Origin of the sequence: Metabacillus schmidteae (genome assembly GCF_903166545.1) — a bacterium.
Lineage (GTDB): Bacteria > Bacillota > Bacilli > Bacillales > Bacillaceae > Metabacillus > Metabacillus schmidteae.
Genome location: NZ_CAESCH010000001.1, coordinates 742,872 through 757,616, shown reverse-complemented (window position 1 = coordinate 757,616; position 14,745 = coordinate 742,872). Strand labels below are relative to the sequence as shown.

Genomic DNA, 14,745 nt, shown 5'->3' with positions numbered 1-14,745 from the left:
TCAGTCAAATTTTAATCACTATTATCCTCTGTTTTCTTCAAATAATCAAGGGTTTTCTTTTTACAATGAACAAATGTCTCTCTTGATTAGACACTAAGATGGTCTGAATTCCATACATTATTCATAGTATAACCTCAAATCTCCTTCTCCCTGCCACCAAGAATGGCTGATGTTGATGTCTTTTTTACATACAGCCTTTAATAAAGAATAAAAGGGAGACCAAAAAGCGTCTCCCTTTTCACTATTCCAGGTATATTATTTTCGAGCATCATAATACCTTACTTAAAAAAGCCTTTGTTCTTTGATGCTGTGGATGGTCAAATAATTGCTCCGGTACATTTTCCTCCACAATATAGCCACCATCCATAAAGATAACACGATCTCCTACTTCCTTTGCAAAGCCCATTTCATGTGTAACGACTACCATTGTCATTCCCTCTCCGGCAAGCTGCTTCATTACCTCAAGCACCTCTCCGACCATTTCTGGGTCTAAGGCTGAAGTCGGTTCATCGAACAACATAATTTTAGGTTCCATGGCCAGAGCACGTGCGATCGCCACACGCTGCTTCTGCCCACCTGACAATGAACTTGGATAAGCATTAGCTTTTTCAGATAGACCTACCTTTTTAAGAAGCATTAGAGCAATATCCTTTGCAGTTTCTTCCTTCATTTTTTTCACTTTAATTGGTGCCATTGTGATATTTTCTAATACAGTTTTATGAGGAAAGAGATTGAATTGCTGAAAAACCATTCCAACTTCTTCACGAATCTTATTAAGGTTCGTCTTCTTATCTGTTAAGTCAACTCCGTCAATCATTACTTGTCCGCCTGAAACAGGTTCCAGTAGATTAAGGCAACGTAAAAATGTAGATTTACCTGATCCGGATGGACCGATAACCACTACAACTTCTTGTTGCTTAATGATAACATTGATATCCTTCAGCACTTCGTTAGCTCCAAACGATTTTTTCAATTGTTTTACTATAATCATTCTGTCTTCAACCTTCTTTCAAGCTTATTCAGTAAGAAGCTTAGTGATAATGTTAATATCAAGTAAATGACGGCTACTGTTAAATATGGCTCCCACACTCGATAGTATTGGGATGACATAGCACGACCCCAGTACATAATTTCTGGTGCTGCAACAACGGCTGCGAGAGATGATTCTTTTATTAATACGATAAACTCATTCCCAAATGGGGGGATCATTCGTTTAAATGCCTGCGGCAGAACTACATGTGTCATCGCTTGAACATGATTCATCCCAAGTGAACGAGCCGCCTCCATTTGTCCCCGATCAATTGATTGGATACCACCTCGAAAAATTTCGGCTATATACGCAGCAGCATTTAAAGAGAGGGCAATTATGGCAGCGATAATTCCGTTTGTTTCACCTGTAAAAAATGGTACTACCCCAAAATGAACTAATAAAATTTGTACAAATAGCGGTGTCCCGCGGAAAAATGTAATATACGCCTTAAAAGGAAGCGCTACCAATTGGTTGTTCACCATTTTCCCTAATCCAATTCCAAGACCAAGAATCGTCCCTAAAAGAATTCCCGCCAACGATAAACCAATGGTTAGCAATGTCCCTTTTAACAAAAAAGGTCCATATTCTATAATAATATCAAAACGAAAATCCATTTTTATCCCTCCAAACTAAGAAAAGCGCAAGGCGCTAAGCATTCAGCGACAAGCATAAGCTGAATAGGAATAGAAGGTGCTCTTTACCTTCTATTCCTATTTGCCTAGACCCTAGAGCCGATGGCGCCTGGAGCTAGACACTAAAACTACGTACAAAATTTATACTTTCTGATCTTACAAAAAAGAGGATGGCTCTTAGAGAAAAGCCCTCACACCGAATAAGTGAATACCATAAACAATCAATCTATATAGTTGCCAGCAGGACGACTCTTACGATTTTTTCCATCATCATTGAGAAATCACTTTGTTATTGCTGTGCCTTTAAATTTTCTACATCCGGATCTGAACCGAACCAATCATTATAGATCTCTCCATAAGTTCCATTATCTAAAACATTATTAATGGCTTCATCAAAATCAGCCTTTAATTCACTACCTTTTGGAAACATAAGCCCATAATATTCAGCTTCAAAACTATCCTTATCTTCTATAACAACGAGCTTTTGATCAGGATTATTTTTCACATATTCTTCAACTACCGTGTTATCAGCCACAACTGCATCTGCTCCACCGCTAGTAAGTTCCATTATCGCTAAGTTATTATTTTCAAATTGTTTCATATTCTTATTGTTTTTTCCCAAGATTCCTTCAACAGCTTCTTGACCAGTTGTTCCAGCCTGTACAGCCACCACTTTATTCTTTAAATCCTCGGCGGAACTTATATCACTGCCTTCCGGAACTAAGATTTTATTTGTCGAAAGAAAATAGGGAACGGAAAAGTCATATGTTTCTTTGCGATCATCATTGATCGTAATAGCAGAAACGCCAAAATCAGCAATTTGATCTTTTATCTCAACAAATAGTGGATCCCAACCTACATTTGTTATTTCGACCTCATAACCAGCTTCCTTTGCTACCGCTTCTACAAAGTCTATATCAAATCCAACGATTTCTCCTTTATCCTGATACTCAAATGGTGCATATGCAGCATCTGTTACTACTCGTAATGTTTTCTTTTCTTCTGTTTTACCTGACTCACTACCTTCTCCACTAGCTGTTTCCTGACTACTACCACAAGCAGATAATAATAACATAAATGCGAAAACCAACATAAAAGTTAATAAACCTTTTTTCATTTTGCTCCCCCTTAGCTATTTATCTATTAATTTTTTATGACTATGTAAAATACATAGTCATATCTAAATTTAAATATGCATATTTTTCATTTGTATATACACTCCATCATCGATGTATATAAATGCATAATCATGTATAAAATCCTTTTATTAGAATAGATTTATTTTCAAAAAAACATTAAGATCTAATATCTCTCTCTTATATTTTAAGATCCTTTATAGATCTGTCCATTGATATGTAAGATAATATTCCATAGATTAATATTCCACGTTTTAATTCTCACGTATAAAACCACTAATATTTATTCAAATAAGTATTCAAGCTTCAAAAATAATACTCAGGTTTAAGCAATTATTAAACGAAAAAAGCTGACAGAATTAAATTCTGCCAGCTTTTTTCTTATGCTGTTAATTTTTCAATAATACTTTCTGCCACTATATCCCAATAATCAGGAGTTTCCTGATAAGCGGATGTGATTTTTTTGTACATTGCAGTCTGTTTTTCAGAGAAAGACGGATCTTCTTTCGAAGGCAATTTACTTCTCTCTTCCATCACGAGCTCCTGCATTTTAGCTGCACGAGGACCCCATACTGCGATTTCCTCACCATCGCTACTTAAGAAAATAAAAATTGGAATCGCCCGAGATGTACCATTTGTTAAATATTGATCCATCAGCTCTAAATTCGAATCACGAAGGACAAACCGAACCTCCATCCCAATTTCTTCAGCTATTCTAAGTAGGACCGGATTATTCAGCATGGCATCACCACACCAGTCTTCTGTTAGGACAATTACTTTTAAACCTTTATCTCTTAATGGAGCTAAGCGACTTTTATGTGTTTCATTTAGTGAGAACTTTTCATAAATTCCCGTCATTTCTGATTTGTTCACTTGCATTCCATTTACATAAGCTTCTTTCGTCAAGCCATTATTGTACCAATCAAGCAAATCCATTCCAAAGATACCTCCTTTTTATAATCTCATTTTAGAGGCTTGCCATGCTTTTTTCAAACATCTTAATCCATCATACGTTTCTTAAAAATACGATAAGCAAGGAAAAAGATCGCCACAGTCCAAATGCTAATGACTAATAGATGGCTCCATACATCAGCAAAGCCTGCACCGGATTCTACTGTCCCGGCCAGTTCAACAAGCTGCGAATTTGGCATATACTCTACAGCCTTTAAGATAGGAAACTTTTCAACTAGTAATAAAGCATAAGAACTGAACGTAAACAGAAAGAAAAAGGGCATAATGATAACCGAAGCTTCCATGACTGATTTTGTCATCAAACCAAGGAAGGTTCCTAAACCGATGTAAAACAAAGTAGACAAACCAATTGCTACTGCGATGACCGCGATATTTTTCGGCTTGTAGTCAATTAAAAGACAGGAAACGGCAATTATAAAAATCGTCGCTAAGAATGTCAGCATCCCCTTACCAGTCAGGATTTCTACTGTACTGGCCGGTGAGAGCATTAACCCGCGTAATGTGTTCTTTTCCTTTTCTTCAGCAATAAGTGAACATTGAATAAACGCAGCAACGAGAGATAACGTCATATTAATAATGATATATTGCATATCAATCGTCATTTCCCCTTGTGAACCGTAGAGAAGTGCCATAAATAACGGGATAATTGCAGTAAAGGAAACATACATGTTTTTCGAAATATCTTTATAATCCTTTTGAAAGATAGCTAACGTTCTTTTAAATGAAAATGTCATGATAATTTCCTCCCTGTTATCTCAACAAATATGTCACCTAAGGTTGGTTCGTTTGTATTGACTGAAACTACTCTATTTTCTGACATGAATCGGTACAAAGCTTCCGCACCGTCTTCTCCTTTTGAAATAACCTCTGTTGTACCGTCCGTTAATTCAACAGTCAATGTATGATCAGAATAGCTCTTGCGCAGCTCCTTCGGCGGTCCAATTAGCTGAATGGAGCCATTATGGAGAAATGCTACACGATCACATAAAAGTTCGGCTTCATTCATATCGTGAGTTGTTAGAAAGATCGTTGTGCCATTATCCCTCAGCTCCTGTAAGCCGCGATAAATATGACGGGAATTGACAGGGTCGAGAGCGGAAGTAGGTTCATCTAAGAACAGCAGCTCCGGTTTATGAAGAAATGCACGTGCGAGCGTCACTCTCTGCAGCATTCCTTTTGAAAGCTTTGAGACTACCTTTTTACTTTCCGCCTTTAAATTAACCATCTCGAGCACTTCGTCTATTCTTGATAGGCTAACATCATAAAGCCCGCAATATAGTTTTAAATTGTCATAGATTGATAAGCGTTCATACAAACCGCTGTTGTCCGTTATAATCCCGATTTTCTTTCGATTCATCGGGTTCTTTAATTGTCCGGCTGGATTACCGAACACAAGTGCATCTCCGTCTGTTTGCGCCAGCTGTGCAGTTAAAATTTTGATTGTTGTCGTCTTCCCTGATCCGCTCGGTCCGAGAAAACCAAATACTTCTCCTTTTTTCACTCCAAATGAAACATCCTCTAGAGCACGCTGATTACCGAACAGTTTTGCCAATGACTTCACTTCGATTATATTTTCCATTGCCATCCTCCTGCATTGCATTTTGTGATTTGACTTCATCATATAGAAGGAATCTTTATGTTGCATTAAATTGTCAGTGAAAGGAGTAAATTAACCAGCATGAGGCGCATATTCACCGCGAATGGAGCACTATTTTAACCCAAGCATCCCTTTTAATTCCGCCATTTTTGTTTTGGAAAGAGGAACAGAGGATTTATTTGGGTCATTCAATATAAGTGTAAAGCTATTTCTCGTCCATGTCACAACTTCCCTAACCTTTTGCAAGTTAACAATATAGGAACGATGACAGCGGAAAAAGCCGAATGGCTGCAGGCGCTCCTCCAACTCATTCAGCGTGAACATACTTGGATAGACTTCCCCTTTAATAAAAAGCTGTGATTGACCCTCTCCACTCTCAATATAATCTATTTCAGGAGGATCAAATAAAACAATTTTATCATTCACTTTTGTTGGTATTTTTTCAAACCTCACAGGTTGAAACACTACCTCCGTCTCTACATCCTTTTCAGCTTCATCTGCAGTTACATCTAGCTTATAAAGACCTGAACCATCTAAACGGTATACGTTGTCGGTAACAGCCAATGCACTTTCCATATTCCCAGTTAACATCACAACAGCTTTTTCTTTGCTCAAAAGCTGCTGAACGATACGATTGAGAACTCTTTTCGTTTCCAAATCAGTGTTTTGATCAGGTTCCTCTAATATATAAAGAGATGCCGGTTTTAGCAGCAAATTGCCGAGGTGTACTCTTCGTTTCTCTGAAAAACTAAGCTTCCCAATTTTCGTATTCTTCTTTTCTTCCAATTGAATAGATTGTAAAATCTGTCCTAGATCAATCTTAGAATCATACAATTTTTTATAAAAAACTAGATACTCTTTTACTGTTAACCTTTCATATAAGCCATCGTTTAAAGCAACAACTCCAATATGTTGTAAGTATTGTTTTTTTGATGATGAAATATTTATATCATTTACCTTTATTGCTCCTGTCAAAATAGGAAGGTCCCCTAACAACATATCCATTAATAGTTTCTGCACACTCATATTCGTATGAATAGCAACAGCATTTCCCGCACTGACTGTCAAACTAAAGGGAGGAAAGATTACTGCATTGCCTTCATGCCTTTCCAAATCATGAATTGATAATATATTCATAGCTTCCATCCTAACTATTTCAATTATTTCCAATTATAACGCAATGCTTGTCTAAAATTCATAGAAAAATTCCTTTCCTGGGAAATATACAAATAATTTGTCGATGATTTTCACATATTTTTACACACAAAGAAAAAAGCCGCTGATTTTGAACTCAGCGGCTTTTTAACTATTTTTGTTTGTAATAAGTAAGAGCAAGTGCAAATGCCAAAACTGTTCCCTTGACAATATCCATTGCATAATAAGGTACTGACATCATGACAAGTCCGTTTTGTAAAATACCGATTAAGACAGCCCCGACAAATGTTCCAAAGGCATTTGGCTTTCCTGCCCCAAGCACAGAAAATCCAATAAATGCTGCAGCAACTGAATCCATTAAATAAGGTGCTCCAGCATTGATCTCCGCAGTCATAACTCTTGATGCCAGTACGATTCCTCCGATTGATGCAAAAAGAGCTGATAAAAGATAAGCAGCTACTTTATATTTATTTACAGGAATTCCTGATAATCTTGCCGCTTCAATATTTCCGCCAATTACATACATATAACGGCCATGCTTTGTGTACGTTAGAAAGATGTGAACTGCAATCACAACGATCACCATAATGACGATAATCCACGGTACTTGTCCAATATGCTCAAAAACCGGACTAATAAGACCTGTTGCAAATGTTCCATCAGGCATAACCATGTTTTGTGATACTGTAGCACCTTTTGTATAGGTTAGGGCAATCCCTTGAACAATAAACATTGTGGCAAGGGTTATGAGCATATCAGGAACTTTTAATTTTACAATAATAAAAGAATTTAGAACCCCAACTAATAATGACGCAATAATAGCAGAGAAAATCGCAATGAGCGTGTTCTGTGAGAACCAAACGAACATAGAAATAACAATTGCATTTGATAATGATGCGACAGATCCTACAGATAAGTCAAATCCATTTACAGAAAGAGAGATCGTAATTCCGATAGCGATAATCGTTACAATTGATATTGATCGTAGAATATTAATAATATTATTGCCTTGGATAAAACTAGGATTAGAAACTGCAAACACAATGATAAGAATAAAGATCGTTAAAATTGTTCCATATTTATACAAAAACTGAAAGAGATCAAATGATCGTTTTGCTTCTTTTGTTTGCACAGGATTAGGATTTACTTCAGTCATCTCAGTTGCCTCCTGTTGAATAAAATAATAGGTCTTCTTCGTTCGTGACATCTGTATTTACTTCTTTTACGATCTTACCGTCGTATAAAACATATAAGCGATTCGTAATTCCGATAATTTCGGCTAATTCTGAAGAGGCATAGATAATGGCCTTTCCTCTTCTTGCCAATTCACATATGAGTTCAAAAATATCCTTCTTTGCCCCTACATCTACTCCTTTTGTAGGTTCATCAAAGATATAAACATCAGCATCTGTAATCAGCCACTTACCTATAGCTATTTTCTGTTGATTTCCACCAGATAGATTCTTTACTTTTGTTTCTTCAGATGGTGTTTTTATTCCAAGACTGTTAATAAGTTCAACAGCTTGTTGCTTTTCTGCTTTTCGCTTTACAAAGCTAAGAGGACTTGTGAAGGTTCCCAAATTTGCAGCGGTTAGATTTGTTACAACCGATTCCTCTACCAGAATCCCTTCTTTACGTCTCTCTTCTGGAACCAAGGCTATACCTTGCTTAACTGCTTGATAAGGATTTGCTATCTTCAACTTTTTACCTCGAAGTCTTATTTCGCCTGATGTAAGTTTCTTCTCACCAAATAGGGTTTTACATAACTCGGTTTTACCTGCTCCTACTAAGCCTGCAATTCCGATAATTTCACCTTGTCTTATGTTCAAGGAAATATCTGTGAGTTTCTCACCATCGAAAAGGTTGTTGACCTCGAGGATGGACTCGCCCAGTTGAAATGTTCTCTCTGGAAACTGCTCCTCTAACTCTCTACCAAGCATGTTTTCGATTACTTTATTAGGAGTTGTTTCGCGAATAAGCTCATGTGTGACAAGCTTTCCATTTCTCATGATTGTAATTTCATCACAAATCTCAAAAATTTCAGGTAAACGGTGTGATATAAAGATAATCCCAACACCTTTAGCCTTTAAATCACGTACAATCCTGAACAGATCCTTTGTCTCAGCATGACTTAATGGTGCTGTTGGCTCATCTAAAATAAGAAATTTACATTCTGATGAAACTGTTCTGGCAATCAACACCATCTGTTTTTCTGCAAGAGTTAGTTCACTAACGAGTTTTTTAGATGACACTCTTATATTTAGGCTATTTAAAATCTCAGTTGCTTGTTGATGGATTTGCTTCCAGCGAATGAATTGCTTCTTCCCCATTCCACTTACTGTTTTGGTGAGCATAATGTTCTCTCCAACTGTTAAATATGGGATAAGCGCTGTATCCACTTCCTGATGTACAATTTGAATACCTTGTATTTGGGCATCCTTAGGATCTTTAATAGCCACTTCTTTATCGTCTATAACGATCTGTCCTGTATAATGATTGTAAGAACCTGATAATACCTTCATAAGAGTCGACTTCCCCGCACCATTTGCTCCTATTAATGCATGGGTTGTACCACTTTTCATCGTAAAGTGAACAGCGTCAAGTGCCTTTACTCCGGGAAACTCTATTGAAATTTCTTTCATACTTAATACAGATGTGCTCATTGTTCTTCCTCCTTCCTTTTGAATCTTATTCTTAGTTAATGGGAGTTCATATAATGAAGGTTTACTAGAGGAGAAAAGGAGAGAGGAGGATTTTTTTCATCCATCCTCTACTTTAGATTATTACTTCTTATAGTATTCTTTTAATGTTTTCATCCACTCTTCTTCAAATGCATCTGACTGACCCCAACCTTCCACAGTGTCAGCTAAATTCACCATATTAATTGGCTCATTCGATTGAAGTAACGCTTCTTGTGAAATAAGTGAAGCTTCAAGATTATATGTTTCAGGTGTTTCTTCACCAACAAGTTTTTTCGCAAGGATTCTCATATCCACTGCACCGATAAGCTTCGGATCAACTGCTGCTGTGTAATTCCATGAGCTGTCTTCATTTTGCATTTCTTGAAGATCTGCATTTGAAACATCAATACCATATATTTTAATTTCATCTCTTCCAGCTTCTTTAATAGCACGTGCAGCACCGATTGCAAATGCATCCCAAGTTGCAAAGATTGCATCAATTTCACCTTTTGGATGCTTATTAAGCATAGATGCAACAGCGTTTTGAGTTTGAACTGATGTATCTGCAGAAGCAATACCGAAGCGTTCTACCTCTTTAATTCCTGTATTATTGGTTAACACATCTTGATAAACTGCATTTCTTCTTACCATAGGAGGGAAGCCGTCAACCCATAGGTATACGATATTCGCTTCACCTTTTGTATCTTTTACTAATTGATCTAAAGCTAATTTTGCTAATGCTTCATCATCCTGTGAAGTTAATGTCACGCCATTAATTTTTGATAGTCCATCAATTGAGTCAAATGTTACTACACTTTTTCCTGCGTCAACTAATTTTTGAACGGCGTTAATTGTTGCTTCATCATCACCATGAGAAATGATAAAGCCATCATAATCTTCTTCAAGTCCTTGTGCGATCGCATCATGGAATTTTGCTGTATCACCATTTGCAGTGAATACATCAACCTGGAAGCCTAAAGCTTCCCCTTCTTCTTTAGCTCCTGCTAAAAATTGAGCTGTATGATCATCTCCGCCAATTTTACGGATTACTTTAATTTTTACCTCTTCACCATCTTTAAATCTTTCTGGTACATTGTCGAGTGATACCTCAGGATTTCCCTTTGCTTTTGTTGATTCATTTGTTCCACCATTACTAGACGCACAACCTGAAACAAATACTGTAAATACTACCGCCAAAATAAAGAATGTGTTAAAAAGTTTGTTTCTCATAGCTGCATTGCTCCCCTCATTTAATAGAATTTGCTTTACTTTTGTCCAACTCTATTTCTCTATTGTCGAGTCTTGAACAACAAAAAACCTCTCTTAAGACAGAGAGGTTTCACCACAATAATAGGAGTCTCCTCTCTTATCTTTCAAAGCTGTTATGCTTTGCAGGAATTAGCACCAATTCTATTTAAAAATAGAACGGTTGCCGGGCATCATCGGGCCAGTCCCTCTGCCACTCTTGATAAGAGATGTTTTATGCGATTAAGTAAAATAACAATACATTTACTTTAATCCCGTATAGAATGAATGTCAACTATTATTTGAATATTTATAATATCAAAATTAATTATATTATTATAAAAAAGGCTTACATTCCTGATAAATAAACAAAGGCAAGCAGCTAAGCTCGCCTCTTTAAATGATTATTTTCTTTTCTGTGCTTTCATTTTGTTGTTCGCTAACTCTTCAGCATATTCTTCCTGAGATTTACCTTGTTTTTGACTTTCAGATTCAATTTTTCTAAATTTATTATCGTTTCTATTCGGCATACTTTCACCTCCTACCAGACTTTGTTATTTTGCGACAAATGGTTGGGATGCATACACCTAATTAGTTATTCAATATAACCTTATTTACGAAATACGAAAGCAGCCTATCTTTTCAACTAATTCTTGTATACAGATTGATTCATAATGCAAATATATATACTATTACAAATAAATACACCAAGTAAATTAACCTTTTGATCATCTATTGGTATAATGAAGGGTAGAATTTATTCTTACATATAAAAGAAAGGTTTGATCTGATTTGGAACACAATTCCTCAAACTTTATTAAAAGCATTATTAAAGAGGATCTTGAGACAGGAAAACGAGACTATGTGTACACTCGCTTCCCACCGGAACCAAATGGTTATCTCCATATTGGTCATGCAAAATCGATTGTCATTAACTTTGGTTTAGCAGATGAATTTAACGGAAAAACAAATTTACGTTTTGATGATACAAATCCTTTAAAAGAAGATACAGAATATGTTGAATCAATTAAAGAAGATGTAGCTTGGTTAGGCTACGAATGGGATGGTTTATTCTTTGCTTCCAATTATTTTGAAGAAATGTACAATCGCGCTGTTTTACTTATAAAAAAAGGAAAAGCCTATGTAGATGATTTAACAGCAGATGAAATTAGAGAATATCGAGGAACCTTGACTGCGCCTGGTAAGGAAAGTCCATACCGAAATCGTTCAATTGAGGAAAACCTCGATTTATTTGAACGTATGCGTAATGGAGAATTCGGTAATGGCGAAAAAGTCCTTCGTGCAAAAATTGATATGTCATCACCTAACATCAATTTACGTGACCCTGTTATCTACCGTGTTTCACATGCATCACATCATAATACAGGTGATAAGTGGTGCATCTATCCAATGTATGCTTTTGCACATCCACTGGAAGATGCTATTGAAGGGATTACACATTCTTTATGTACAACAGAGTTTGAGGATCAACGCCCTCTTTACAACTGGGTTATTGAAGAATGTGAAATGGAGCATAAACCTCAACAAATAGAATTTGGCCGTTTAGGTATTACAAATACGGTGATGAGTAAGCGTAAGTTAAAACAACTTGTTGATGAAAAATTTGTTGATGGATGGGATGATCCTCGTATGCCAACGATATCCGGCCTACGAAGAAAAGGATATACACCAAAAGCCATTCGTGAGTTTGTAAAAGAGACTGGTGTTTCAAAAGGAGTTGCTACAGCAGATGAAGCAATGCTTGAACATTTTGTTCGTGAAGACTTAAAACTTCAAGCTCCTCGAACAATGGGAATCTTGAAGCCGTTAAAAGTTGTCATTACAAATTATCCCGAAGACCAAGTGGAAATGCTTGAGGCAGAGATTAACCCTGAAGTACCTGAGATGGGAACAAGACAAATCCCGTTCTCACGTGAAATTTACATTGAGCAAGAGGACTTTATGGAAAATCCCCCTAAAAAATATTTCCGCCTGTTTCCTGGAAATGAAGTAAGGCTAAAACACGCTTATTTCATTAAATGTGAAGATGTCATTAAAGATGAAGATGGAAATGTGATTGAGATTCATTGTACCTATGACCCGGAAACAAAAAGTGGTACCGGCTTTACAGGTCGTAAAGTAAAAGGAACATTACACTGGGTTGATGCAAAGCATGCCCTACCTGCTGAGTTTCGTTTATATGAGCCACTTATTCTTGATAAACAAGAAAACGAGGAAGTTGAGGAAGAGGTCGAATCTGAGGAAAAAACATTCCTTGATTATGTAAATGAAAACTCCCTTGAAGTTTTACAAGGCTTTATTGAACCGAATATGGAAGACGTTAAACCACAAGATAAATTCCAATTTTTCCGTCATGGTTATTTTAATGTTGATCCAAAGCATACCACTGAGGAAAAAGCGGTATTCAATAGAATTGTATCATTAAAAAGTTCTTTCAAATTAAAATAATGTCTATATAAAAAGAAGATGGCGTAAAAGCCATCTTCTTTTATGATAATGGAAGCCCAATTAAGAAAGTTGTACCGTCTGAAGATGTATCATATATTGAAATATAACCATCATGGTTTTCGACAATTCTTTTTACGATCATTAAGCCTAAGCCGGTTCCATCATCCTTCGAGCTCGTAAATGGTTCAAAAATCTTTTCCTGTAAATCAGATGGAATTCCCGGACCGCTATCTTTTAGGTAAATGTGAAAATATTTTTTTATTATTTGTGAATAGATATGTATTTCTCCTTTACCACCCATTGCTTCAATACTGTTGCGAACAAGATTATGAAAAACCTGCTTCATTTGCTTTGGATCAATCGGTATAGCCTTATCCATCAAGTTAATGTTAATTTTTATATTTTCAGAGGAATCAATAATCAATGGCAAAAACTCTTCTAATACATGCTGAAGGCTTATATCTTTTTTAATAGGAGCTCCGGGTTTGGATAATAGTAACATTTCCTCAATGATACTGTTAATCCTGTCAAGTTCCTTCATCAGCAGAGCCATATGATATTGGCCCTTTTCTTTATCTCCCAGTGATTGATTCATCAAGGATAAGAAGCCTTGAACAACAGCTAAAGGATTGCGAATTTCATGTGCAGCACCTGCGGCTATTTCTCCAACAATGGCTAACTTTTCAGATTGATATATTCTTCTTTCAAGTTCTTCTGTTTCTGTCATGTCAACAAAGTTAATAATTCTTCCAATAACCTGACATTGATGATTGCGCATTTCTGTTTGAGATACGAGCAGGACTTTGTTTTCTCTCCCCGCTTTATATGTAACCTTTCTATGGTTAAAGTTTGAATGCAGAGTTAAGCTACTCCAAAAATGTTCATTTTCATCATCACTTTGATCCGTAACCAAATTACTTATCTGGTCTTCATTATATTGTAAAATTTCAGCAGCTGCTCTATTAATTTTGAGCTCTGATAAATCATCATTCATTGTAATAATCCCAATTGGCAGAGAATTAACTATTTGCTCACGATACATCTTATCATTAAGAATTGTTGTAAATGATTCTTTCAAGCTCTTGGACATTTGATTAATAGAATTCGTCAATTCTTCAAATTCAACCTGGTTTAAAGGTGGAAGGGTTAGTCCATACTCACCATTAGCAATTTGGTCAACTTTATCGACCATTGTTTCTATTGGCTTCGTCAAATTCGCACTTATTCGATATGCTGCTATTATAGACAAACAAATAGCACCTATGGTAATTATTATTAAAAGCCAGAGGGAATTTGTAATAATGTTGGAAAACTCATTTGAATGGGCACTAAACTTTGTAAACGCTTGTTCCTTTGCTTCATTTATGTCTTCCCTTAGATCGATAAGTTGGGGTAAGTACATTAATTCCACAAACTCAGACGCCTCATCATACTCTTCAAACGCTAATAAGCCATCAATATTATTCATAACCATAAAATCAAGCAATTCAATTCCTTGCTCAATGCTAGTTAAGGAAGATGGAATATCAGGAGGATTATCAATGTTGTTAATTTGTTCTTCATTTTGATAGACTTCTACAAAATCACAGCATAGATTTTTCTCCAGATATTCACTGACAAGCTGTTCTTTTACAGCTAGTTCTTTATCCCATTGAGTAAGCCAATAGACTTCAGGGATGTTCTTCTCCTCTATTTTACTACTCACTTCTTGAACTGCTTCGATTGATTGTACAAGGATATAGGAAAAACCGCTTAATAGAAATGTTAAGATAAGAAGGATTGAGAGAAATTTCGTACGAAATGACATATGTTTCAGTAGTTTTCTCAC

13 protein-coding genes and 1 riboswitch are annotated in these 14,745 nt (G+C 36.2%); of the genes, 1 reads left to right on the top strand and 12 read right to left on the bottom strand.

Going from position 1 to position 14,745, the window contains the following annotated elements:
* Positions 1–268: 268 nt before the first annotated feature.
* From HWV59_RS03630 to HWV59_RS27225, 11 genes are all read right to left on the bottom strand, one after another.
* Positions 269–991 carry an amino acid ABC transporter ATP-binding protein gene (locus HWV59_RS03630; protein ID WP_102230990.1) on the bottom strand — a complete coding sequence of 241 codons (723 nt, stop codon included), beginning with the start codon at positions 989–991 and terminating at the stop codon, positions 269–271.
* Positions 988–1,644: an amino acid ABC transporter permease gene (locus tag HWV59_RS03625; protein WP_102230991.1), complete on the bottom strand. Its 657-nt coding sequence runs from the start codon at positions 1,642–1,644 to the stop codon at positions 988–990. Before HWV59_RS03625 ends, HWV59_RS03630 begins: the two co-directional genes overlap by 4 nt.
* A 307-nt stretch (positions 1,645–1,951) precedes the next feature.
* Positions 1,952–2,779, bottom strand: coding sequence for a basic amino acid ABC transporter substrate-binding protein (locus HWV59_RS03620; protein ID WP_175638082.1), 828 nt, complete (start codon positions 2,777–2,779; stop codon positions 1,952–1,954).
* Between the two features lie 400 nt (positions 2,780–3,179).
* The gene (locus HWV59_RS03615; RefSeq protein WP_175638081.1) at positions 3,180–3,734 is read right to left on the bottom strand and encodes a thioredoxin family protein; all 555 of its coding nucleotides are present in this window, start codon (positions 3,732–3,734) and stop codon (positions 3,180–3,182) included.
* A gap of 62 nt (positions 3,735–3,796) precedes the next feature.
* Positions 3,797–4,504 carry an ABC transporter permease gene (locus HWV59_RS03610; RefSeq protein ID WP_102230994.1) on the bottom strand — a complete coding sequence of 236 codons (708 nt, stop codon included), beginning with the start codon at positions 4,502–4,504 and terminating at the stop codon, positions 3,797–3,799.
* Positions 4,501–5,349, bottom strand: coding sequence for an ABC transporter ATP-binding protein (locus HWV59_RS03605; protein WP_102230995.1), 849 nt, complete (start codon positions 5,347–5,349; stop codon positions 4,501–4,503). The genes HWV59_RS03610 and HWV59_RS03605 overlap by 4 nt, the downstream gene beginning before the upstream one ends.
* Positions 5,350–5,478: 129 nt before the next feature.
* Positions 5,479–6,504 carry a LytTR family transcriptional regulator DNA-binding domain-containing protein gene (locus HWV59_RS03600; RefSeq protein ID WP_102230996.1) on the bottom strand — a complete coding sequence of 342 codons (1,026 nt, stop codon included), beginning with the start codon at positions 6,502–6,504 and terminating at the stop codon, positions 5,479–5,481.
* Positions 6,505–6,673: 169 nt separating this feature from the next.
* Positions 6,674–7,678, bottom strand: a complete 1,005-nt coding sequence (locus tag HWV59_RS03595; protein WP_102230997.1) for an ABC transporter permease — start codon at positions 7,676–7,678, stop codon at positions 6,674–6,676.
* A 1-nt stretch (position 7,679) separates the two neighbouring features.
* Positions 7,680–9,185: a sugar ABC transporter ATP-binding protein gene (locus HWV59_RS03590; protein ID WP_175638080.1), complete on the bottom strand. Its 1,506-nt coding sequence runs from the start codon at positions 9,183–9,185 to the stop codon at positions 7,680–7,682.
* A 120-nt stretch (positions 9,186–9,305) separates the two neighbouring features.
* Positions 9,306–10,433, bottom strand: coding sequence for a sugar ABC transporter substrate-binding protein (locus tag HWV59_RS03585; RefSeq protein ID WP_175638079.1), 1,128 nt, complete (start codon positions 10,431–10,433; stop codon positions 9,306–9,308).
* Between the two features lie 133 nt (positions 10,434–10,566).
* Positions 10,567–10,678, bottom strand: a riboswitch (SAM riboswitch).
* A gap of 174 nt (positions 10,679–10,852) precedes the next feature.
* Positions 10,853–10,978 (bottom strand): hypothetical protein, encoded by a 126-nt coding sequence (locus HWV59_RS27225; RefSeq protein ID WP_268921744.1) that lies wholly within the window; start codon positions 10,976–10,978, stop codon positions 10,853–10,855.
* 262 nt (positions 10,979–11,240) lie between these two features.
* Between HWV59_RS27225 and HWV59_RS03580 the strand changes: the two genes are divergently transcribed.
* Positions 11,241–12,917 (top strand): glutamine--tRNA ligase/YqeY domain fusion protein, encoded by a 1,677-nt coding sequence (locus tag HWV59_RS03580; RefSeq protein WP_175638078.1) that lies wholly within the window; start codon positions 11,241–11,243, stop codon positions 12,915–12,917.
* A 40-nt stretch (positions 12,918–12,957) separates the two neighbouring features.
* On the opposite strand, the gene HWV59_RS03575 is transcribed toward HWV59_RS03580, so the two are convergent.
* Positions 12,958–14,745, bottom strand: coding sequence for a sensor histidine kinase (locus HWV59_RS03575; RefSeq protein ID WP_175638077.1), 1,788 nt, complete (start codon positions 14,743–14,745; stop codon positions 12,958–12,960).

What these genes read in the sequence shown, in the direction of transcription:
- HWV59_RS03630 (WP_102230990.1), bottom strand. Translation starts at nt 991, where the DNA reads ATGATTATAGTAAAACAATTGAAAAAATCGTTTGGAGCTAACGAAGTG.
- HWV59_RS03625 (WP_102230991.1), bottom strand. Translation starts at nt 1,644, where the DNA reads ATGGATTTTCGTTTTGATATTATTATAGAATATGGACCTTTTTTGTTA.
- HWV59_RS03620 (WP_175638082.1), bottom strand. Translation starts at nt 2,779, where the DNA reads ATGAAAAAAGGTTTATTAACTTTTATGTTGGTTTTCGCATTTATGTTA.
- HWV59_RS03615 (WP_175638081.1), bottom strand. Translation starts at nt 3,734, where the DNA reads ATGGATTTGCTTGATTGGTACAATAATGGCTTGACGAAAGAAGCTTAT.
- HWV59_RS03610 (WP_102230994.1), bottom strand. Translation starts at nt 4,504, where the DNA reads ATGACATTTTCATTTAAAAGAACGTTAGCTATCTTTCAAAAGGATTAT.
- HWV59_RS03605 (WP_102230995.1), bottom strand. Translation starts at nt 5,349, where the DNA reads ATGGAAAATATAATCGAAGTGAAGTCATTGGCAAAACTGTTCGGTAAT.
- HWV59_RS03600 (WP_102230996.1), bottom strand. Translation starts at nt 6,504, where the DNA reads ATGAATATATTATCAATTCATGATTTGGAAAGGCATGAAGGCAATGCA.
- HWV59_RS03595 (WP_102230997.1), bottom strand. Translation starts at nt 7,678, where the DNA reads ATGACTGAAGTAAATCCTAATCCTGTGCAAACAAAAGAAGCAAAACGA.
- HWV59_RS03590 (WP_175638080.1), bottom strand. Translation starts at nt 9,185, where the DNA reads ATGAGCACATCTGTATTAAGTATGAAAGAAATTTCAATAGAGTTTCCC.
- HWV59_RS03585 (WP_175638079.1), bottom strand. Translation starts at nt 10,433, where the DNA reads ATGAGAAACAAACTTTTTAACACATTCTTTATTTTGGCGGTAGTATTT.
- HWV59_RS27225 (WP_268921744.1), bottom strand. Translation starts at nt 10,978, where the DNA reads ATGCCGAATAGAAACGATAATAAATTTAGAAAAATTGAATCTGAAAGT.